This window comes from Corynebacterium sp. HMSC064E08, from assembly GCF_001811805.1.
Classification (GTDB): Bacteria; Actinomycetota; Actinomycetes; order Mycobacteriales; family Mycobacteriaceae; genus Corynebacterium; species Corynebacterium jeikeium_D.
The window spans coordinates 1-20,118 of the sequence record NZ_KV806698.1; the positions used below are offsets into that span (position 1 = coordinate 1).

17 protein-coding genes are annotated in these 20,118 nt (G+C 59.6%); 8 read left to right on the forward strand and 9 right to left on the reverse strand.

Going from position 1 to position 20,118, the window contains the following annotated elements:
- Positions 1 to 128 precede the first annotated feature (128 nt).
- Positions 129 to 1,271 carry an alpha/beta hydrolase gene (locus HMPREF2820_RS03190; RefSeq protein ID WP_070602756.1) on the forward strand — a complete coding sequence of 381 codons (1,143 nt, stop codon included), beginning with the start codon at positions 129 to 131 and terminating at the stop codon, positions 1,269 to 1,271.
- A gap of 137 nt (positions 1,272 to 1,408) precedes the next feature.
- On the opposite strand, the gene HMPREF2820_RS03195 is transcribed toward HMPREF2820_RS03190, so the two are convergent.
- The 3 genes from HMPREF2820_RS03195 to HMPREF2820_RS03205 all read right to left on the reverse strand — a co-directional run bounded on the left by HMPREF2820_RS03195 (position 1,409) and on the right by HMPREF2820_RS03205 (position 6,444).
- On the reverse strand, positions 1,409 to 2,050 hold the full coding sequence (locus HMPREF2820_RS03195) for a DUF3239 domain-containing protein (RefSeq protein WP_070602758.1): 642 nt from the start codon (positions 2,048 to 2,050) through the stop codon (positions 1,409 to 1,411).
- Positions 2,051 to 2,075: 25 nt separating this feature from the next.
- On the reverse strand, positions 2,076 to 3,779 hold the full coding sequence (locus HMPREF2820_RS03200) for a DNA repair helicase XPB (protein ID WP_016423319.1): 1,704 nt from the start codon (positions 3,777 to 3,779) through the stop codon (positions 2,076 to 2,078).
- Positions 3,780 to 3,927: 148 nt separating this feature from the next.
- Positions 3,928 to 6,444, reverse strand: a complete 2,517-nt coding sequence (locus HMPREF2820_RS03205) for a helicase-associated domain-containing protein (RefSeq protein WP_070602761.1) — start codon at positions 6,442 to 6,444, stop codon at positions 3,928 to 3,930.
- A 74-nt stretch (positions 6,445 to 6,518) separates the two neighbouring features.
- Here HMPREF2820_RS03205 and HMPREF2820_RS03210 point away from each other — a divergent pair, with 74 nt between their 5' ends.
- A complete protein-coding gene (locus HMPREF2820_RS03210) occupies positions 6,519 to 6,707 on the forward strand; it encodes a hypothetical protein (RefSeq protein WP_016423317.1) in 189 nt (62 codons plus the stop codon).
- A gap of 443 nt (positions 6,708 to 7,150) precedes the next feature.
- On the opposite strand, the gene HMPREF2820_RS03215 is transcribed toward HMPREF2820_RS03210, so the two are convergent.
- Positions 7,151 to 7,771, reverse strand: a complete 621-nt coding sequence (locus HMPREF2820_RS03215) for a transglycosylase family protein (RefSeq protein ID WP_016423316.1) — start codon at positions 7,769 to 7,771, stop codon at positions 7,151 to 7,153.
- An 870-nt stretch (positions 7,772 to 8,641) separates the two neighbouring features.
- On the opposite strand from HMPREF2820_RS03215, the gene HMPREF2820_RS03220 reads away from it, so the two are divergent.
- Complete coding sequence (locus HMPREF2820_RS03220) at positions 8,642 to 9,073, forward strand: cold-shock protein (protein WP_005511873.1); 432 nt, start codon at positions 8,642 to 8,644, stop codon at positions 9,071 to 9,073.
- 72 nt (positions 9,074 to 9,145) lie between these two features.
- On the opposite strand, the gene HMPREF2820_RS03225 is transcribed toward HMPREF2820_RS03220, so the two are convergent.
- Both HMPREF2820_RS03225 and HMPREF2820_RS03230 read right to left on the reverse strand, forming a co-directional pair.
- Positions 9,146 to 9,640 (reverse strand): DUF2771 family protein, encoded by a 495-nt coding sequence (locus tag HMPREF2820_RS03225; RefSeq protein ID WP_016423315.1) that lies wholly within the window; start codon positions 9,638 to 9,640, stop codon positions 9,146 to 9,148.
- A 122-nt stretch (positions 9,641 to 9,762) separates the two neighbouring features.
- The gene (locus HMPREF2820_RS03230; RefSeq protein WP_070602763.1) at positions 9,763 to 10,923 is read right to left on the reverse strand and encodes a glutaminyl-peptide cyclotransferase; all 1,161 of its coding nucleotides are present in this window, start codon (positions 10,921 to 10,923) and stop codon (positions 9,763 to 9,765) included.
- A gap of 23 nt (positions 10,924 to 10,946) precedes the next feature.
- On the opposite strand from HMPREF2820_RS03230, the gene HMPREF2820_RS03235 reads away from it, so the two are divergent.
- From HMPREF2820_RS03235 to HMPREF2820_RS03245, 3 genes are all read left to right on the forward strand, one after another.
- On the forward strand, positions 10,947 to 11,639 hold the full coding sequence (locus tag HMPREF2820_RS03235) for a DUF3027 domain-containing protein (protein ID WP_224433761.1): 693 nt from the start codon (positions 10,947 to 10,949) through the stop codon (positions 11,637 to 11,639).
- A 141-nt stretch (positions 11,640 to 11,780) separates the two neighbouring features.
- Positions 11,781 to 13,295, forward strand: a complete 1,515-nt coding sequence (locus HMPREF2820_RS03240) for an NCS2 family permease (RefSeq protein ID WP_016423312.1) — start codon at positions 11,781 to 11,783, stop codon at positions 13,293 to 13,295.
- A 9-nt stretch (positions 13,296 to 13,304) separates the two neighbouring features.
- A complete protein-coding gene (locus tag HMPREF2820_RS03245; protein WP_070565964.1) occupies positions 13,305 to 14,177 on the forward strand; it encodes a TrmH family RNA methyltransferase in 873 nt (290 codons plus the stop codon).
- A 3-nt stretch (positions 14,178 to 14,180) separates the two neighbouring features.
- On the opposite strand, the gene HMPREF2820_RS03250 is transcribed toward HMPREF2820_RS03245, so the two are convergent.
- From HMPREF2820_RS03250 to serC, 3 genes are all read right to left on the reverse strand, one after another.
- The gene (locus HMPREF2820_RS03250; protein WP_070602765.1) at positions 14,181 to 15,086 is read right to left on the reverse strand and encodes a DUF6928 family protein; all 906 of its coding nucleotides are present in this window, start codon (positions 15,084 to 15,086) and stop codon (positions 14,181 to 14,183) included.
- Between the two features lie 15 nt (positions 15,087 to 15,101).
- On the reverse strand, positions 15,102 to 16,229 hold the full coding sequence (gene sepH / locus HMPREF2820_RS03255) for a septation protein SepH (RefSeq protein ID WP_070602767.1): 1,128 nt from the start codon (positions 16,227 to 16,229) through the stop codon (positions 15,102 to 15,104).
- 141 nt (positions 16,230 to 16,370) lie between these two features.
- On the reverse strand, positions 16,371 to 17,507 hold the full coding sequence (gene serC / locus HMPREF2820_RS03260; RefSeq protein WP_049171366.1) for a phosphoserine transaminase: 1,137 nt from the start codon (positions 17,505 to 17,507) through the stop codon (positions 16,371 to 16,373).
- Between the two features lie 725 nt (positions 17,508 to 18,232).
- Here serC and HMPREF2820_RS03265 point away from each other — a divergent pair.
- Both HMPREF2820_RS03265 and HMPREF2820_RS03270 read left to right on the forward strand, forming a co-directional pair.
- Entirely contained in the window at positions 18,233 to 19,528 is a 1,296-nt protein-coding gene (locus HMPREF2820_RS03265) for a citrate synthase (protein ID WP_083308411.1), read from the forward strand.
- A gap of 215 nt (positions 19,529 to 19,743) precedes the next feature.
- Complete coding sequence (locus tag HMPREF2820_RS03270; RefSeq protein ID WP_005511805.1) at positions 19,744 to 20,103, forward strand: FKBP-type peptidyl-prolyl cis-trans isomerase; 360 nt, start codon at positions 19,744 to 19,746, stop codon at positions 20,101 to 20,103.
- Positions 20,104 to 20,118 lie beyond the last annotated feature (15 nt).

Sequence of the window (20,118 nt, forward strand, 5' to 3'; positions counted from 1 at the left end):
GTGGGGGTTGGGGTGCTGCGGCCCACTTTTTGTTACCCACAGGTAAACAGAATTAACTAAGCGTCGATCGGATCCTCGGTTTCCTCTTTTGGTGAATCCTCGTTGGCTCTCTGTGGCAGACTGTCTCTATGACTAATCAGACACCTAACTCCGATGTGGTTAACCTCGCTTCTTCTGAGGACGAGGCTCAAGACAACTTCACTCCCGTAACGACCGAAGAAGGTAAGCTACAACAGCTTATTGAATGGCTCGAAGAACACGTCTCGGCCTATTCCTACTTGAGCGAGGTTGTCCCCTTGGGTGCCTCTGAGGAAGACATTAAGAAGGCTCGTGCTTCAGTCAATGACCGCGGCGCTCGTATGCCAGACGCCATCATTCACGGTTCAATGATGGTCCTGGGGGCGGCTGTCAACCATTCTTCGCCATACCTTGCGTATGCCGACGGCAAGGTAGAGGTGACGGAAACGATGGTGGGGGATAGTCCTAGCGTTCCGGTGCGGGTTTTTGTTCCGGAGGATCCAACCGGATCTGTGGTAGTTGCCGCACACGGCGGCGCTTTCTGGATGGGCGACGGCAGTCTGCGTGAGAATTCCTTCGGCCCAAATATGGCTGCCCTGGCAGCCCGATCGGGCGCAATTGTTGTGGACGTGGATTACCGGCTTGCACCAGAGCACAAGGTATCTGAGGCCGTCAATGACATCGCGCGGGTAGTCGCATCTGTCGCAGATGATTCGTTGCAGCTTCAAAAATTGGGTGCAATGCCCATCAGTGATCAGAACCCGATAGTTCTCTATGGTGTCTCTTCAGGCGGCCACAACGTTGTTTCCGCGGTAGACCAGATTAGTCAAGACACTCCGGTTGCTCTGTTGCTCGTTGCCCCGGCTCTAGACCTGCGTGGTGCTCCTGCGGTGTGGTTGCAGGCATTCTTCGGCACCTCTGATGATTCGGCAAAGGAAGTGTCACCGGGATTGCATGAGCCGTCGCGAAGCATGCGTGTCCACGTTCAGGCGGCCTCCCGCGATACTGTTGTTCGGCCAGCTACCGAGTACCTGAAGAAGGTCGAGGAGGCAGGTGGAGACGCCACTCAGGCGGTATTCTTGGCGACTCACCAGATTGCGGTTCCAAAGGTTCAGCGAGAGCAGATTACGGACGCGGCGCGGTTCATTCTAGAGGCCACTCACACGGAACGTGAGCTGCCAGAGGACCCGGCAGGTGAATACGATAAGGAAGCGATTGACCGGCAGAACGAAGAGTCCTGGGGTAAGAGCTAGTCAACCCGTTTCAGTTCCTAATGGCGCTCTCGCCGTGCATGTGAGCACCGCGGAGGGGAGCGTTGCTAAGGGAAATCGGGGGCGGGTCTAGAACAGTTCAGTGCCAAAATGTCGGGGGCTAACAGCCCCCCCCCGGACTAGTTCAGCGGCAGGAGGTTGCGCTTCGTTGCGTGTACCTCTTCCACCCGGTCGATGTTGCGTTCGAGCACATTCCAATCGTTGACCGGAATATTGCGCTGGGCTTGGGCAATGACTGACTTGTCTGGAGTGGACCAGGCGAGCGGCACTGGGGTGATCTCGTCGTAGAACTCGGTGCGGCTCTTGTGTGTACCGGCAACAGCAACAGCTGGCACCTTCGCGCCCACGCGGCGGGGGACACCGGAAATCGTGGTGACAGTTCGTGTAGCCAGGGCCGGGACGGGCTCGCCATCGGAGGGGTTTTTACGCATGTCCACCAGGGTCATCAGCACCATGGTCCGCTCATCCACACGCGCAATCATGGCCGGAACCAGCGGGGATTCGTCGTAAAGCTCTTGCGGATCCTTAATTGCGCGTCGCACCTGGAAGGTAACGCCGACGTAGAGAGCCGCGAGGGCGAAAAGCACAACCGCGCTGCCGATAACAAACGGCGTGCGGTCGAAAACTATTAGAACCAGCACAGCGCCGACGAGCAGCAGAGCAGAGAAAATGCCGGAGGAGATGAGCAGTCGGCGGGCATCGCGGTAGTACTCGTTGTTGGCGTTGGTGTGCTCGCGGTTGACGGGGAAGTGAAAGTTCATGGCAGTCCTTTAGTTATCCAGTTTTCTAGGATTCCGAGCTAGCGGTGGAATCACCGGGCAGGGAGGGCCCGAGGTACTCATCAGCGTCGACGATTCGGTAGGCGTAGCCCTGTTCCGCCAGGAAACGCTGGCGGTGAGCTGCGTATTCGGTATCGAGCGTATCGCGAGTCACCACCGAGTAAAAGACGGCGCCACCACCATCGGACTTCGGGCGCAGGAGACGCCCCAGACGCTGTGCCTCCTCCTGTCGGGAACCGAAGGTGCCGGAGATTTGTACGGCGACAGAGGCTTCGGGAAGGTCGATGGAAAAGTTCGCAACCTTGGAGACCACCAGCGTGTTGATCTCGCCGCGCCGGAACTTCCCAAAGAGCTCCTCGCGTTTGGCGTTGGACGTCTTTCCTTCGATAACGTCGACGCCAAGCTCTTCGCCGATCTCTTCGAGCTGATCCAGGTAGGCGCCAATCACCAGAGCGGGTTCGCCCTCGTGTCGGGCAAGGATTTGCTTGACGACGGGAATCTTCGTCGGCGTCGTTGCGGCCAGACGATACCTGTCTGAGGCCTCAGCCGTGGCGTAGAGCATGCGCTCGGACTCGGTTGGGGTCACGCGGACCTCAACGCAGTCAGCCGGTGCGATCCAGCCCTGGGCTTCGATGTCCTTCCACGGGGCGTCGTAGCGCTTCGGGCCGATCAGGCTGAAGACGTCGCCCTCGCGGCCATCTTCGCGCACCAGGGTAGCGGTGAGCCCCAGTCGACGGCGCGACTGCAGATCCGCACTCATTCGGAACACAGGAGCGGGCAGGAGGTGGACCTCGTCATAGATGATGAGGCCCCAGTCGCGGGAATCGAATAGCTCGAGTGCGCGGTATTCTCCCTTGGTCTTGCGCGTGACCACTTGGTAGGTCGCAATGGTGACGGGGCGAATTTCCTTCTTTTCGCCGGAGTATTCGCCGATTTCGTCCTCGGTCAGCGAGGTGCGTCGCAGCAGCTCGTCGCGCCACTGCCTGCCAGCGACGGTGTTGGTGACCAGGATCAAAGTGGTGCGCTGCGCGTCCACCATCGCTGCCGCGCCGACAATCGTTTTACCTGCGCCACAGGGTAGCACCACGACGCCGGAGCCACCTTCGCGGAAGGAATCAGCCGCCATGCGCTGGTAGTCGCGCAGTTCCCAGGTGTCGTGGCCTCCGGTGCCTTGATCCTGCCAAGCGATGGCGTGTGCCTCACCATCGATGTATCCGGCGGTGTCATTGGCCGGCCAGCCGACCTTCAGCAGCTCCTGTTTGATACGGCCTCGCTCGGAGGGGTGCACGGTCCAGGTGTCGGCATCGATTTGCTCGCCGAGCATCGGACGAATCTTTTTGTGCTTGGTCACCTCGGCCAGTACCGCAGGGTCGTGTGAGACCAGAATAAGGCCGTGAGCTGGATGCTTGGTCAGGCTCAGGCGACCGTAGCGGTCCATGGTCTCCGCGACGTCGATAAGCAGCGGCTGTGGGACGGGGAACTTGGAGAAGCGCTCGAGGACGTCGACCACCTGCTCCGCGTCGTGACCGGCGGCGCGGGCATTCCACAGCGCCAGCGGCGTGATGCGGTAGGTGTGCACATGTTCAGGAGCACGTTCGAGCTCCGCGAACGGTGCCAGCGCCGCGCGTGCCGCATCCGCCTCCGGATTATCGACCTCCAGCAGCACCGTCTTATCCGATTGGACGATCAGCGGACCCGTACCGAAACCCATTATTTCCTCGCCTCGCAGACATTCGACCAAAAATAAGCTAAAGGTCAATTCTGCCACGATTACGCAGAAGATGCGGCACGGGCTCGAATCATCCCGAACCGCCACATTCGCTTCTGCATCGCTTTACGACGGTCCGCGCGCCCGCCGCCTAGTCGACAGGATGTACTTCGGTAATGCGATGCAGCAGGAAGCGCAGCACTTGGCTGGTGGCCGGGTCGATAGCATCGACCTGCCCACCGGAGACTGTGACTGGGCGCACGCGCTTGCGGCCGGGTTTGCCGTTGCGGTCAACGTAGCTCAAATACAGGTCGTCACCGTGGCGAGCCGCGCGCTGCAGGAGCTTGAATGCTTCGGTGCCGGAGGCGTAGTCGCTCGTGCCACCGGTGCTAGTGCTGGCACCGGCAGCTGTGCCCGTACCTGTCGTCGAATCCGCAGCCGAGTCAGAGACCCCAGCAGTGCTGCCACTGGCCGTAGCGCCGCTGGAACTACCAGCATGCTCAGCAGCACGGTTGCCATCGGCAATAGCCGTCAACGCCTGGCTGATGCGTTCCGGTTCGGGCATCGTTGTACGCGCAGTGGGCACCGGAGCTGGCGCCTCAATGCGGCAGGGAGCGCGACCGAGATCCAGCACCAAACCCTCTGCATCTTCGGCGATGATGGAAAAGCCCGCATTTCTAGCGGTCTCAATCACCTGGGCAAGCGGGGCCTGGCTAATTAGCACCGTTTCGGCAATCTTCCGCAACGCCAGGCTTTGTCCAGCCTGGTGACTCTGGAATGAGGCCAGCAGGGCCGGATCGTCACAGCGGATAAACGAAGCTGCGGGGCCACCGCGGAGACGACCGTGGCGGCGGGCGACGTCGTCAAGCAAATAGGTAATGGACTGCGGCACCTCGCCGACGGCGTAGCGCGAAAGAAACTCCGAGATATCGGCGGCGTTGATGCCGGCGTCGAGGGCATCGCGGAGGCTGTCTTCGGTCACGCGGTAGACGCTGGCGAGGCCGGGAGATTCCAGCTGCGCAATCGAACTGAGCATGCGTTCCATCTCCGGGGATGCGGGGCCCGGTACGACGATGGTGTTGTCCGCCTGAACCATCAGGTACGAGGCGTTCGGCGGCAAGAGGTTGTTACAGGCGGCACGCAGATCGTCGAAGGCCTCGGCGGTACCGGATTCGATGAGCGCGACCATGGCTTTGCCGACCTCGCTAAGGCCGACGGAAATCGTTTCCACGCCCGGGTCCCGCACGACGATGCCGAGGGCGACCAGCTCGTCGACCACGCCACTGAGCGTCTCGTCCGTGCACCTCGCGTTGGTAATCGGGTAGTAGTAGGCGGCGCATTCACGCAGGTCAGTCAGAGCAACGATGTCGTTGTCGCTTGCCGACGACGCCACCTGCGCACAGCAGGCCAGCACCATTTCCCGGATTGACGGTACCCCGGAGAGCCGAGCTTGTGGGGAGAGTAGAGCAATGCGCTTGCCTTCCTCATTGAGCTGGTCGACCCGCCAGGGAGCTGCGTCGCTAGTGCGAGTGCCGACCGTCAAACTCACCCACCGGTCAACCAGGTCGGCGTCGAGGAAGCCGTCGGCTGCCAGCGTGGGGGCGAAATAGTCACCACCGCTGTCGTGCAGTGGCAGCGGATGTGGAGTACCGACATGAACCAGGCCCGCTGCACTGAGATTAGCCACGCCGCGAGCCAACTCCGAGATGTCGACGCCGAGCTCCTCGATGAGACTGCGGGTTTCCCGCACTCCGATGACACCGTTTTTCAAGGTCGGCGCGGGGTCGGTTCCCAGCAAGTCCAGCAGGTCAGTCGCCTGTCGCAAAGTTTCCCAGGCAGTGGCGGCAGCACGGTCGTTACCGCTGGCGATCGCGTGGGTAGCGGGGGTTTCGGGGCGCAGGGGGACGTCGTCGTCGGCAAGCCCGACTCCACGCATAAGCGCGCGAACGGTGGCGGGCAGGCGGACGGTGCCCTCGTCGATGCGTTCGAGCAGGCCGGCGTTGATGAGCGCTGGGACCGGCAGTGAAGGGTCGGCATCCGGATGAGCGTCCTTTGTGACGCCGAGCCCTCCGGAGTTGGCGAGGGTATCCAGGAGACGCTGCTGCCTGTCTGTGACCTCGGTGAGTGCCGTGCGTAGCTGGCTGCGGCTGGGGCCATCGGGATTGGGCAGAAGATACCAGCCAGGTGGCAACGAGGTGGCGACCTCATCGCTGAGGCAGAAGTAGTCCTGCCAGGGCAGAGGCTTCTTGCGGGTGGACTTGCCGGTGAAGGTGCCGCGGGGGCCGGGACCGTTGCCCCAGATGAGTCCGTATTCGCGCAGGGTATCGAGGCTTGTCCGAATATGCGTGGCCGTGGGCCGTTGATTGGCGGGAACCTCTGCTCGAGAGAGTAAGTCGAGAATGTAGTCGATGAGGGCGTCCGCAGTGACGGGTTCGGCGTCAGCACCGAGGTCGGCGGCGGCCTCAATGCAGGCGAGCTCCAGTGCGGGCAGTTTGGTTAGCGCGCGGGAGACAGAAGCGCGGAGCTGGAGCCTTGCCGCTAGCACCTGGGAAGACTTCGGCGGTGGCGACAGCGCATCGGGGCGATTGCTGAGGATAGTGCCCACAAATTGGTCTGGTTGACCTGCCAACCAGTCGGAAAAGAGTGCAAAGGGGGTGGTGCTAGTCATGACAATCCCCACTTTAGTGAGATTTAAGGAGGGGAGAAGGTGACTGGGGAGAAAATTTTTGGGATAATCTCAGCATGGCTAACGTTGCAAAGAAATCCTATGTCGATCCCGGCTGGCCGAAGGACCTCGAGCCTGGTCAGCACGCTGTTACTGAACTGATTGCTCACCACGCTGGTGCAGATTCGCCTTTCGGCGACATTGAGTTCCCGGTTGATCCGGAGACTCTGGGTTACGTGCACCCGACCACGGTGATTAACAAGTAATCTTTTAGATTCTTAGCAGAGCTACTTCTGCTGGAGGCCCGCAGCCGTGACTGCTAGTTCAGCCATGGCTGCGGGTTTTCACATCAGTGGCCTCGGGGCGGGGGCTTGAGTAGGGGGCGCTTGAAGTGGGGGGGCTTGAAGTGGGCGGGGGGCTTATTCAAGCCCGTTTCCGGTTAATCCACCGGAATGGCCCCATGGATGCGGGCTGCAAATGTGAAACTGTGTGGGTTTATGACACTATCAAGCCATTTTTTGAGTCATTTTTGTCATAAACGCAGTCACTAACTCGCGTTGGTACGCCGTTGCCAGCCATAAACGCAGACAGTAATTCACGCAGTCACTAACTCGCGTTGGGTCGGCACCGCCAATCTGCGGAAGGCAAAAAGTAGCCCCGAGGGGATTACCCTCGGGGCTACTGTGATGAGCTGGCTAGCTCGAAAGTCTTAGATCAGACCCTGCAGCTTCGACAGGTCGAACGGAATGGCTGCGACCAGTTCCTGCGGGAGCTCAACCTCGCCGGTCAGTGCACGGAACTCAGCGATGAGTGCCTGAGCGTCGGACAGGCTGTCGACGTTGGACAGGCGGTCAGCGAACTGCTGAACCAGGTCAGTCTTGGAGTCGGAAGCAGCAGCTGCCGGAGCGGCCTGTGCGCGAACAGGAGCGGAGCCCTGGCTCGGGTGCGGACGATCGGTCGGGCCGGAGGAGAGACCCAGGCTTGCGGAGCAAGCCGGCCATGCGCCCCAACCCTGCTGAGCCAGGACCTTCTCAGCAACGTAGATCTGCTGCTCGCGGGAAGCCTGATCAGCGGTCGAAGCGAACTCGTTACCACCGAAAGCGTTCCAGGTGCTTGCGGAGAACTGCAGACCGCCGTAGTAGCCGTTTCCGGTGTTGATGTGCCAGTTGCCACCGGACTCACACTGTGCCAGGCGGTCCCAGTCGGAGTCCGGAGCTGCAGAAGCGGTCGGTGCGAAGATAGCGGCACCGGCACCGAGGATTGCGCCGGTCAGTGCAACCTTTGCCGAAGTGGAAGCGAAGGTGTTGGTCTTAGCTGCGTGGCGAGCCATATGAAAATTTCCTTTTCGTCGATTTTCTTTGTGGCGCCAGTGGGGCTAATGCAACCCCATCTCACTCTTATGGAAAGTTCTTCACGTTATTGATAACGGGCCGATGTCATCGCACTGGAGTGAGATGAAGGCGATCTATGCGACTTCGTCCGTTAAACGCGTCGATTGCACACCGTAGCGGTTGATAACGAAATAGTCACGCGAATCGCTGGATTCTTAATTTTGAGCGCAGGTGGGAAATATGCATAAAAGTAGGTGAAACTGCAGGTAAGAGACGTGACTGTTATTGGTGTTGTGTAAGTTAAAACTTCAAAATGTGATAAAGCTCACGTTATCGTCTTGTTATTTTTCCGGTTTTGGCGCGCCGCATGCACTGAGAAGGATGGCCATAAGAGATAGCCATAAAGAACCAACGCTGGCAGTTAGTTGCCGTCTCGGTGCGTCAATCCGCGAGAGTGCTCGCTTCACACAGATCCGTCTTCCCTTTATGTCCCCATCTATGGGTATAATTGAGTTCTTTAGGTAATCGGAGGTGACGTGCACATGCACGCCGCTACCGCTGCCGCCACTTCGCACTAGTAAGCAGTAATAAATAATGTGTTCCCGGTTGGAGTGCGTCCTGTTTTGGTCGCACCTTAATTAAAGGAACACCATTAAGACAGCACCCGGCCTGGCATATCCTCGCGGTCCTGTCTGGCCAAGCTCGCCCCGAGCGAGCCTCTAACTCTGGCCATTTGTGCGTGCGAGGACGGTGGCAAATGCGGAAGAATTGCATCTCCGATCCGAAGACCCCGAAGGGCAGTCACCGCTGCACAAGGGGAACGAGGTTGAGTGCCCCCAGTCACAGGGCACGGGAAGGTTAGGTGGAAAGTGCCCATCGGTAAGGTCAGGTGGTACGACAAGGATCGCGGTTTTGGCTTCGTTTCGAATCCGGACGGTGAAGATGTCTACATCGGCAAGAACGTGCTGCCGAAAGGCGTGGAAGAACTCGTAACTGGTCAGCGCCTGGAGTACGACTACGCTGACGGCCGCCCAGGCCCGCAGGCCCTCCGGATCAAGGTGCTCGACGAGGGACCGCGCGGTGCCCGTCACCGCCGTGGCGGGGCAGGTGGGGGCGCAGGAGCCCGTCGTCAAGCGAAGAAGCACAGCCCCAGCGATCTCAACGGCATGATTTCGGACATGATTTCCATGCTGGAGTCGACGGTGCAGCGTGACCTGCGCGCCGGGCGTTACCCGGAGCGTAAGGACGGACACCAGATGGCTGAAGTCCTGCGTGCGGTCGCGCGCGAGCTGGACTCGTAAGTCGTTAGAAGATGTGAAAAACGCCCGCTCACGAAGGTGGAAAACCTCAGTGAACGGGCGTTTTGCTGTGCTTTACGACGGTTCGTTGACGATCGACCAAGTAATTCCGTAGGTAGTCTCTTCGCCCTCGGAGTTCTTTCCGATGAGCGCGGTGGAAACCTCCACGACCCCGAGTGGGGTGCGTTTTCCGGCAACAGCTGCGGAGCCGGCGATGGTCTCGGTCGTGGCTTCGCCCGGATCCTTGCGAGAGGTGGAGTTGACCGCATCGTCGGAGAAGAAACGCTGCAGAGTCCAAGAGTTAGAGCCAACAGTGGAGCCGACGTTAACCTCAGCTGTCTCCTGCTCGCCCAGGGAAATCTTGGCGGCGTTGGCCTCAGTCGTGGTGCAGGCATTCTTCTCAAAGAGGTCGCAGACGCGGTAGGGAAGAACCTCTGTGGTTTCGCCGTCCTGAATGACTTCGATGGACAGCGCGTGAGGATCGTCGATTGCCTGGTTGGTCCACTTATTGACAGCAAGGACAATGCCGGTGACGACAAGACCCACCACGACAATAGCGCCGACAACCATGAACGCCTTACTATTCTGTTGCCAGCGGCGCCTACTCGATCCCATCAACTCTCACTTCCCGACATTCGTAACGGAATTGAAGCTACGTTCAGTCACACTAGCCGTTCTCGGGCCAGATACTGCTATTCACTCACGGTAACACGGTAGGCTGTGGGCCATTTCTTTCCTGTAAGCAGGAACTGACGGGTTCCATTGGGGGAGGTGGAGGAAGAATCCGGCATTAGTGCAATGCCGTTGAGCACATCAATACTGTTTTGCTCTGCCGGGGCGAGCTGCGCGTACAAGTCGCGGAAGAGTTCGGTGGCATCGACGATGCCTGTGACCTTTCCGTCTTCCGGGTTGATGCGGTAGATGAATGGACTCTGCCACACGTTGGCCCAAATCTCGCGGTGCGATTGCGGGGAGTTTGGTCCGTCCGCGTTGCTCTGGTTGTTTGAATCGCTCGTGTCCGCTGGTGCTTCGTCCGGCACTTCGTCCGGAGCTGCGTCGCCGTCGACAGTGACGCACTCGAGTTCGTTGAGCCACGTTGTCTCTGTACCTGCTGCAGTGACGGGCAGTTGACGCTGGGAAGAGAGGTCATCGGGGGCGCGGAAAGTGAGGGTGCCACTGCCGTCGGAGGTCACGATGGTGTCCTCGAAGGAGCACGCGCCCCAGCCCTCGGTGTCGAAGGGAACCTCGCGACGCTGCTTGAGAGTAGCCGCGTCGCGTTCAATGGCGCGTCCTTCCTTCCACGTCAGCTGCCACACGGTATCTCCATGACGGGTAATCCCCTCGCCGAAGAGTTCAGGCTGTAAATCTTCCACGTTGGTCGGCTCGGCTGCAGAGTTGTCGAGCCACTGTGGCAATCGGTAAATCTGGGACTCGCCGTAGAGGCCGGTACCCATCAACAAAGAGCCATCGGGTTCGAACTCAAGGCCCTGGACGAAAGGCGCAGCGACATTCTTCTCCGTGGGAAGTGGTGGAGCCAAAACAGGATAGGACTGCTCGATGGCCAGTTTCAGTGTCGGAACGTCACCGAGCCCCGGCACCTTATCGGCACCGACCAGCTCGGAGGGATTAACCGATGCCGAAGTCGACCTTGGGGCGGTGCCGGAGTTCGAGTCCGCACTAGCGCCACTAGAAGGGGCCTCGCCTGAGGGATTGCCACCTGAACCAGTTTCAGCCGCACAACCGGCCAATAGGGCGGCAGTTGTCACGGAGAGGATGGCAGCTCGGGCCGTCGTAAAGCGTGATGAGTGGAAGGGGCGGGCGAGTTTTGCGTCGCCCGACGGGAATCTGTCCATAGCTTCACTCTAGGATAGGAAACGTGACTGAAAATCGACGACGTTCCCGAAACAGCCGCCGACGGGGGAAGGTGATGAATCACCAGGCGGTCGACACTGCCCGTACCGCGATTGAAGAGCTCGGGGAGGGGCCTGCCGGCGCGCACACCGGTGTAAGTGTCGTAGGCGAGGGCGTTGCGGTGCATCGTTTTGCGGCTGACCTGCCCGGATACAGGGGCTGGGAGTGGCATGTGGTGGTCGCGTGCGCGCCGGGTACTCAACAGGCGACGGTCAGTGAAGTAGCTCTTGTTCCTGGCGAAACCGCGCTGCAGGCGCCTGAATGGGTGCCCTACGAGGAGCGGCTGCGCCCCGGTGACCTCGGTCCGCGCGATCTGTTGCCGGCTGCAGTGGGAGATGAGCGACTCGACGGCGATGACTTGCAGACCCGCACCTTGTCGGCGCGTGGTGTGGAAGATACCGAGCAGCGTTGGGAAGAGGGCGATACCGGCCCCGAGAGTGACTTTGCTCGGGAAGCATTGCACCGCTGCCGAACTTGCGCCTTTATGGTTCCGTTGACCGGGCCGCTCGGTAAGAACTGGGGTGTGTGCGTCAACGAATGGACATTCGATGCCACGGCCGTAAGCTTTGACCACGGCTGCGGTGCTCACTCAGCTATCCCGGAAGTAACGGGGCAGGGCGCACCGGTGGCGGAACCCTACCAGGATTCCCACCTGTAGCTTTCCACCTAGGCAAACGCGATGACGAAGAAGGTGCAGTTTCGACGTCACCGTGGCCCCAGAGACTGCACCGTTACGGCTTTCGGCACAAAAATTCCGCTCTGACACGGATAGTAAAGAGACTCTAGAGAGGCATAAAAAATGGACAAAGGTACGTCCACCTCTGCAACATCCTCAGATGAGGCGAAGGACTCCAAGCCTGCACGGAAGGGGAGCCATCTTTCGGCAGTGGACCGCTATTTTCACATCACGGAGCGCGGTTCGACGACCGTGACCGAGATTCGCGGTGGCGTAGTGACCTTCTTCGCGATGGCCTACATCATTCTGCTCAACCCGCTGATCCTCGGCAATATCGAGGATGTCAACGGCAATAGCCTGGGGATACCACAGGTCGCCGCTGTCACCGCGCTCGCCGCGGGTGTCATGACCATTACTTTTGGTCTCTTTGCCAAGTACCCCTTCGGCATTGCGACGGGCCTGGGCATCAACACCCTGGTTGCCGTGACATTCGTTGCTAACGAGGGGCTGGCCTGGGAAGAAGCGATGGGCCTGGTCGTGCTGGACGGCGTGATTATCGTGCTGCTGGCGCTGACCGGATTCCGCACAGCTGTCTTCCACGCGATTCCGTCCGATATGAAGGCCGCGATGAGTGTGGGTATCGGCCTATTCATTGCCATGATTGGTCTGGTCGACGGTGGCCTGGTTCGCCGTATTCCCGATGCCGCTGACACGACTGTTCCGGTGCAGCTCGGCATCAATGGTCAGATTGCCTCGTGGCCGACCGCCGTGTTCGTCCTCGGGCTGATTATCTGCGGCATCATGGTTGTCCGCAATATTCCAGGTGGCCTGTTCATCGGCATCGTGCTGAATACCATCATTGCGCTCGCAGTCGAGGCCTTGACGGATGCGGGCCCCTCCTTCGCTGATGGCAAGCCAGTGCCGACCGGTTGGAATCTTGCGGTACCGACTCTGCCGGACCGCGTAGGCGGCATGCCGGACTTGTCCCTCGTTGGAGCTGTGGATCTTTTCGGATCCTTTGCCCGCGTCGGTGCCCTCAGCGCCACCATGCTGCTGTTTACCTTGGTCCTGGCGAACTTCTTCGATGCCATGGGCACGATGACTGGTCTGGGCAAGCAGGCCGCACTTGTCGATGAAGACGGTGTGCTGCCGGACATGAAGCGCGCACTGGTTGTCGAAGGCACCGGTGCCATTGTCGGTGGTGCAGTCAGCTCCTCGTCGAACACCGTCTTTGTGGACTCCGCAGCGGGCATCGCCGATGGTGCACGCACTGGCCTTGCCAACATTGTCACCGGCATCCTCTTTCTGGCAGCGATGTTTTTCACCCCGCTCTATGAAATCGTGCCCATCGAGGCTGCCGCGCCAGTGCTGGTCATCGTCGGTGCCATGATGATCGGGCAGATTACCGAGATTGATTTCACCCGTTTCGACATCGCACTGCCGGCATTTTTGACTATTGTCACCATGCCGTTTACCTACTCGATTGCAAATGGTATCGGCATCGGTTTCATCACCTTTGCTGCGATGGCTATCTTCTCGGGTCGTGCCAAGTCCGTACATCCGCTGATGTGGATTGTCTCCGGCCTGTTCATCATCTACTTCGCCGCCGATCCGTTCACCGCTCTGCTGGGCGGCTAAAGAGTTTCCATGAGTACCAACGCATCCCTCGAACGCTTTGCGCCCATCGTCGTCGACGATCCCGCCGACAGCCGTCTCGATGACATCCGCAACCTCAACAAGTCCGATTCCCGCCCCGATTTGCCCGGTGGGAAGGGGCTGGTCATCGCCGAAGGCACGCTCATTGTGCCGCGGTTAGTGCGCTCACGCTTTCCGCTCCGCGCAGTCTTTGGTACTCGCCAGAAGCTCGCATCGCTTGCCGACGGACTGACCGCGAGCGAGGCCGCTATTGCGGAAACGGTGCCCTGGTTTGAACTCGACCGCGAGGTTCTGGCCGCAGCGGCCGGATTTGATCTTCACCGCGGCCTTCTGGCCACCGCTGACCGCGCGCCGGAGCTATCGGTGGACCAAGTTCTGAGCGGAGCCACCACCTTGGCCGTGATGGAGGGCGTCGGCGACCACGAGAATATCGGAGCCCTGTTCCGTAACGCGGCGGGCATGGGCGTGGATGGGGTCGTCTTCGGCGCGGCCTGCGCCGATCCGCTGTATCGCCGCAGCGTGCGCGTTTCCATGGGGCATGTGCTGACAGTCCCATTTGCGACTCTGCCCGGTACTACGACCACCTGGCAGCGAAGCTTGGACCAGCTCAAAGAGCAGGGCTTCCGCGTGGTGTCGATGACCCCTGCGGGCACGGTGGACCTGTGGGATGCCATGGACACGGACAAGGTCGCGATTCTCGTTGGCGCTGAGGGGCAGGGGCTTACCGAGCACGCGATGGCAGCCACCGATGTGCGTGCCCGCATTCCCATGTCACCGGGAACTGACAGCCTGAATGTGGCTACTTCCGCAGCGATCGCATTCTACGAGCGACTGCGCGTTCAGTCAGAGCGCGCAGGACGGTAGAAACTATTTCCCGAACTTGCCTCGCGCCCGCTGCCAGGTGCGGCCAGCGAAGTTCTTGGCCTTAGCCCCAAAGCGACTGAGCTCCTCCAGAAAGTCTCGGTTCGGCTCTGCGTTGTGAACTTCGTAGTCGTCGTAGGCACGGTCAAGCTCTGCGCCAGACTCGGAGGAACCCGGCTCACCCATTAGCCCGCGTGGACTACGAGACGTCGAATACGAAGCTCCGGGAGCCGCACGACGGCCATCCACCGCAAAACCACTAACAGGGATGTCTGTAGCGGGCGAATGCGGGTCGAATCCGAGCCAGTCGGTGATGACGGCGTCGGCAAGCTCTGCCGGAACGAACGGCAAACCGACCCCCTCCCGTGGACGTGAACCCGTATCTTCGAAAGCATCGGGCAGCGGGCGGTGCTTGCCCGCCCAGAAACTGCCTTCTGCGGGGCAGGGAAGTCCGATGTCTTCCAGTGTGCGGTAGCGAGTAGCGGAGAAAGCGCGCTTGAGCTCACCATCGTGCCAATGCGCAAAGGCACCGAAGCCCGTGGATTTATTCGACACACTCGCGTAGACGTCCGTGGCGGCAATCTCCTGCCGTAGACGAGGCGACAGCTTGGACAGCTGCGAGATATCATCGAGAACCGTCTGCAGTACGGCAACGCCTTCAAAGCCACCGATGTAGTATTCACCGTCACCGGTTTCCGCCGAGCGGTTGAGCGGGAAATCACCAATCGGTGTTACCGGCAACGTCGAGTCATAGAGAGCTAGGAAACGACGCCCGAAACCGCGGTCATGCTGAACACCTGTCTCCAGGGTCGCAGCAGGGTCATTGGTGCTGATAAACCAAATCGTGACTACACCGCGGCGAATCGCGGAGAATTCGAAATCAGAAGCGTTGCCACTGGTCATGGAGCTCATTGTCGAGGGAAACTCCTACTTCTTCGGGCCGTTCGGACGTACGCCGAGAAGCACATCCTCCCAAGACGGCATGACAGTCTTTTTCTTGCGCTTCGGCTGCTCCGCGTCCGGGTGCTGCAAGAACTCCGCCTCGTCAACATCGTCGTCGGCGGCATCGCTTTGCGACGGAACATCCTGCTCCCCGTGGCCTCGCTGCGGCTCCGCCGAAGACTGCCATGCGGCTGGCATCTCAGAGGTATCCGCGGTATCAGCAGCTCGATTGGCCTGCGGAGCCAAGTCTCGGTTGCGGCGGGCAAAGTCGGGGTCAATCAGCTCTGCTGCCAGCTCATTGCGAGCAATGGTGAGCGCGGAAAGTCCCTCCGCCTGGTAACTCCACTCGGCCACGTTGGTGGTGTGGCCGACATTCCAAGTAACCGTCACAATCCACTGTCCACTCGGGTCGCGGTAGGCATCCCACGAGGCATCGGCGAGTTCCTGGCCACGGGCGGCAAAAGCGGTGGCGAGAATCTCCCACAGGGACAACTTGGCCGGGCCATCAATGCGACGTGGCTTCGACTGCTTGCCGAGCTCCGCAATACGTGCGCGCTCTGCAAGCACCGGGTAGGCGAAGGACTCAATCTTGCGCGGCTGCATGCCGCTGTACTCAATGAGCTCCTCCACCGTCTGGCCGCTGCGAATGCGATCCTGAATCTCGCGCGGCGACAAAACTACGCGAGGCTCTTCCAGAACTGGCTTCGGCGCCGTTGGAGTCTTCTTCGGTGCCCCGCCTGCCGTAGCGGAGTTGCCGGTCGTCTCGCTGCCTTCGGCCGCGTCGCCGCTTGCGGTGGTGGCTTCCGCTGTGCTGCCACTAGTGGAACTTCCGTCGGTGGAACCGCTCTCTGCGGTAGCACTCTCCCCAGAGCTACCGCTGGCAGTGGCGGTGGCGGCGCTGGATCCGTCGGCAAGCGATGCGGAATCAGCTACAGCAGGGGAACCAGTGGCATCGGCGAGCTCGAAGTGCTCGACCAGGAAAGTGCGCAGGTTCTCGTCGAGAGGCAGCGTGAAGCGAAGTCCCTCCTGCCGTTCCTGCTCGGTGATATCGGCGGGAACGAGAATCAGTGAATCGGTCACATCGCCGTCCAGAACGGGCTTCAGCTCCCTCATGCGAGAACCTCCTTGTTGGTCGACGTTATAAGTAATGCTCACTAATCATGGTAAACGACAAAACTCCCGCGTCACGGACAAATGGGGCAATGCCCTTGCGCGTGGCGCGGGAGCTATGCGGCTGAGGCCGGTATTTGGCTGTTACTTTGCAGCGTAGCCGTTATCCAGAACCCAGTCGATAGCGCCAGTCAGACGACGGATGTCCTCCGGGTCGATGGCCGGGAACATACCGATGCGCAGCTGGTTGCGGCCCAGCTTGCGGTAAGGCTCAATGTCGAGGATGCCGTTGGCGCGCAGAACCTTGGCAATCTGTGCGGCGTCGATGTTGTCCTCGAAGTCGATGGTGCCGACGACCAGCGAGCGCTTTGCAGCATCGGTGACGAACGGAGTTGCCTCCGCGCGGTTCTCAGCCCAGTTGTAGAGGTGGGAGGAGGACTCGGTGGTGCGGGCAACCATGCCGTCGAGGCCGCCGTTGGCGTTCATCCACTTGACCTGATCAGCCAGCATCAGCAAAGTGCCGACGGCCGGGGTGTTGTAGGTCTGGTTCTTGCGGGAGTTATCAACGGCAGTCTGCAGGTTCAGGAAAGCCGGGATGAAGCGGTCGGAAGAATTGATCTTCTCAATACGCTCGATGGCAGCCGGGGACATTGCAGCCAACCAGATGCCGCCGTCAGAAGCGAAGCACTTCTGCGGGGAGAAGTAGTAGACGTCAGCCTGGGACATGTCGACCGGGAGGCCGCCGGCACCGGAGGTGGCATCGATAGCCACGAGCTGGCCCTCGGAGCCTGCCGGGCGGGTGACCGGAACCATGGTGCCGGTGGAGGTCTCGTTGTGAGCCCAACCAATAAGGTCAACGCCCTCTTCGCCAGCGACAACCTCAGGTGCGGAACCCGGCTCTGCTTCGATGATCTGCGGAGCGTCGAGCCACGGAGCCATCTTGGAGGCCTTGGCAAACTTGGAGGAGAACTCACCGTAAGTCAGGTGAGCGGACTTCTTCTCGATGAGCCCAAAGGTGGCAGCATCCCAGAAAGCGGTTGCGCCGCCGAGGGACAGGACAATCTCGTAGCCTTCCGGAAGCTGGAAGAGCTCAGCCAGACCCTCGCGAACCTCACCAACAACGTTCTTCACTGCCGGCTGACGGTGGGAGGTACCCATGATAGAGGTACCGCCGTCAACGATTGCCTGAATCTGTGCCGGGCGAACCTTCGACGGACCGCAACCAAAGCGGCCGTCGCCGGGCTGGAACTCTTCAGGGAGGACTGGGAATTGATCGCTCATATGAGGCGCAACCTTTCAAAGTGCATTCAAAGTGAAGCTTGATATACAGCCGTTGTCTTCAAACTCTAGCGGTAATCGGGGGTACTTATAGCAAAAGGGTGGGGTTCAATTGCCCCCGCTTCCGTACTTTGCATAACAAAACAGGGTGGATTGGCGTATTTGCAAAGTTTGCGAAGAATTTTTTCCAGTTTTGTTGGTGCTGAAAACTTGGCGGTGTGGAGCCTCGGGCGGGCGGCGAGGGGTGAATTATTGTGGATTTAGTCGATGTGTTTTCGGGCATCGGCTCGATGGCTTTTGAACTTTTAAAGACATTGGCTGTTGAATGTGCTCCTGACCTCCTGGTTAGTAAATGAGCAGTGACAACGTAATAAACCCGTTTTTTCCATTTGCATTTCGGGGTGAAGAAGGGTCAAGATTGGGTAAGCCCAGGCTGCCCGAATGGGGTAGAGGGTGTTGCACTGCTCACACTCTTTGATATTGTGTGTTCTAATCCACTGCAGGTGTCGGTTCTTTATGGTTACGACACGGTCGATGTGAACTAAGCAAACTTTTTTCACTGGGCAAGATGCAATGGAACGCAAATGTCGCGCATAATTGAATCATTGAAAACAATGCGACCCCGAAGGGGTGGCGTGGAGTTGGGAGGCAGAATGCTGTTTTCCGCTGTGCCTGCTTCCCCCGCACTCTGGAGTCGTTAAGAAAAATTTTTCTGTGAAAGGGAAGTTGTGGCTACTAAAGACGGCAAGGCTGTACTCCACTACCCGGGCGGCGAGTTCGAGATGGACATCGTCAAGGCAACCGAGGGTAACGACGGTATCGCACTGGGCAAGATGCTCCAGGAAACTGGACTGACCACCTTTGACCCGGGCTACGCCGCCACCGGTTCTACCGAGTCCAAGATCACTTACATCGACGGCGGTAACGGCATCCTGCGCTACCGCGGTTACCCGATTGAGCAGCTGGCTGAGAAGGCTACCTTCAACGAGGTTTCCTACCTGCTGATTCACGGCCACCTTCCGTCTGAGGAAGAGCTTGCGCAGTTCAACCACGACATTCGTCACCACACCCTGCTGGACGAGGACTTCCGTCGCGCATTCAGCATCTTCCCGCGTGGCGCACACCCGATGCAGACCCTGGCTTCCTCGGTCAACATCCTGGCTTCCTACTACCAGGACGAGCTGGATCCGCTGAACGAAGAGCAGCGCAACCTGGCTGCGGTTCGCCTGATGGCTAAGGTCCCGATGCTGGCTGCATACGCTTACCGCGCATCCAAGGGTGAGCCGTACATGTACCCGGACAACAACCTGAACGCTCGCGAGAACTTCCTGCGCATGATGTTCGGTTACCCGACCGCTGACTACGAGGTTGATCCGGTAGTGGTTGACGCTCTGGACAAGCTGCTCATCCTGCACGCTGACCACGAGCAGAACTGCTCCACCTCCACCGTCCGCATGGTCGCTTCCTCCGGCGCTTCCATGTTCGTCTCCATCGCTGCTGGTATCAACGCTCTGTCTGGCCCGCTGCACGGTGGCGCTAACCAGGCTGTTCTGGAGATGCTCGAGGACATCCAGCAGAACCACGGTGGCGACGCAACCGAGTTCATGAACCGCGTGAAGAACAAGGAGCCGGGCGTCCGCCTGATGGGCTTCGGTCACCGCGTCTACAAGTCCTACGACCCGCGTGCAGCTATCGCTAAGAAGACCGCTCACGAGGTGCTCCAGCACCTCGGCGGCGACGAGCTGCTGGATCTGGCTATGAAGCTGGAAGAGATTGCACTGGCTGATGACTACTTCGTCTCCCGCAAGCTCTACCCGAACGTTGACTTCTACACCGGTCTGATTTACCGGGCCATGGGCTTCCCGACGGACTTCTTCACCGTCCTGTTCGCCATCGGCCGCCTCCCGGGCTGGATCGCTCAGTTCAACGAGCAGGTCACTGACCCGGCATCGAAGATCAACCGTCCTCGCCAGATTTACACCGGCGAGACCGAGCGTGACTTCGTTCCGCGCGACCAGCGCTAAGGTTTCTAGCGATTACTGCGTAGGGGTTTCCTCGCAGGTAACTCAGCATAGAAAAGTCCAGCGTTGAAAACGCGAAAAGGCGCGTACTAGCCTTCGAAAGGTTGGTACGCGCCTTTTATTTTTCCTAGAATTCTAAGAAACCCCATTTAAGTTGGGTCCATTTACGTTGGGCTGAATACCAACTGTGAAAAAGCCAACTGTGATAGGAGATTGTCTTGTCCAAGCCAGAACTCACTGCTAAGTCCGGTCCGGCTCCGACGGAACTCGTCATCAACGACCTCACTGTCGGTGACGGCAAGGAGGCCACCCCGGGTGCTCGTGTCGAGGTCCACTACGTGGGTGTTGACTACGAAACCGGTGAAGAGTTCGACTCTTCCTGGAACCGTGGCCAGTCCATCGAGTTCCCGCTGAACGGCCTGATTGCCGGTTGGCAGGAAGGCATTCCGGGCATGAAGGTCGGCGGTCGTCGCGAGCTGATTTGCCCTCCGGAGAAAGCTTACGGCCCGGCTGGTGCAGGACACTTCCTGTCTGGTAAGACCCTGGTCTTCGTCATCGACCTGTTGGACGTTAAGTAAAAGTCCGCATGCTAG

Excerpts from the sequence above, each read along its gene's own strand:
- HMPREF2820_RS03210 (WP_016423317.1), top strand. The coding sequence starts at position 6,519 with ATGGCTAACGTTGCAAAGAAATCCTATGTCGATCCCGGCTGGCCGAAG.
- HMPREF2820_RS03240 (WP_016423312.1), top strand. The coding sequence starts at position 11,781 with ATGGACAAAGGTACGTCCACCTCTGCAACATCCTCAGATGAGGCGAAG.
- serC (WP_049171366.1), bottom strand. The coding sequence starts at position 17,507 with ATGAGCGATCAATTCCCAGTCCTCCCTGAAGAGTTCCAGCCCGGCGAC.
- HMPREF2820_RS03250 (WP_070602765.1), bottom strand. The coding sequence starts at position 15,086 with ATGAGCTCCATGACCAGTGGCAACGCTTCTGATTTCGAATTCTCCGCG.
- HMPREF2820_RS03245 (WP_070565964.1), top strand. The coding sequence starts at position 13,305 with ATGAGTACCAACGCATCCCTCGAACGCTTTGCGCCCATCGTCGTCGAC.
- HMPREF2820_RS03215 (WP_016423316.1), bottom strand. The coding sequence starts at position 7,771 with ATGGCTCGCCACGCAGCTAAGACCAACACCTTCGCTTCCACTTCGGCA.
- HMPREF2820_RS03200 (WP_016423319.1), bottom strand. The coding sequence starts at position 3,779 with ATGGGTTTCGGTACGGGTCCGCTGATCGTCCAATCGGATAAGACGGTG.
- HMPREF2820_RS03225 (WP_016423315.1), bottom strand. The coding sequence starts at position 9,640 with ATGGTTGTCGGCGCTATTGTCGTGGTGGGTCTTGTCGTCACCGGCATT.
- HMPREF2820_RS03195 (WP_070602758.1), bottom strand. The coding sequence starts at position 2,050 with ATGAACTTTCACTTCCCCGTCAACCGCGAGCACACCAACGCCAACAAC.
- sepH (WP_070602767.1), bottom strand. The coding sequence starts at position 16,229 with ATGAGGGAGCTGAAGCCCGTTCTGGACGGCGATGTGACCGATTCACTG.
- HMPREF2820_RS03205 (WP_070602761.1), bottom strand. The coding sequence starts at position 6,444 with ATGACTAGCACCACCCCCTTTGCACTCTTTTCCGACTGGTTGGCAGGT.
- HMPREF2820_RS03230 (WP_070602763.1), bottom strand. The coding sequence starts at position 10,923 with ATGGACAGATTCCCGTCGGGCGACGCAAAACTCGCCCGCCCCTTCCAC.
- HMPREF2820_RS03190 (WP_070602756.1), top strand. The coding sequence starts at position 129 with ATGACTAATCAGACACCTAACTCCGATGTGGTTAACCTCGCTTCTTCT.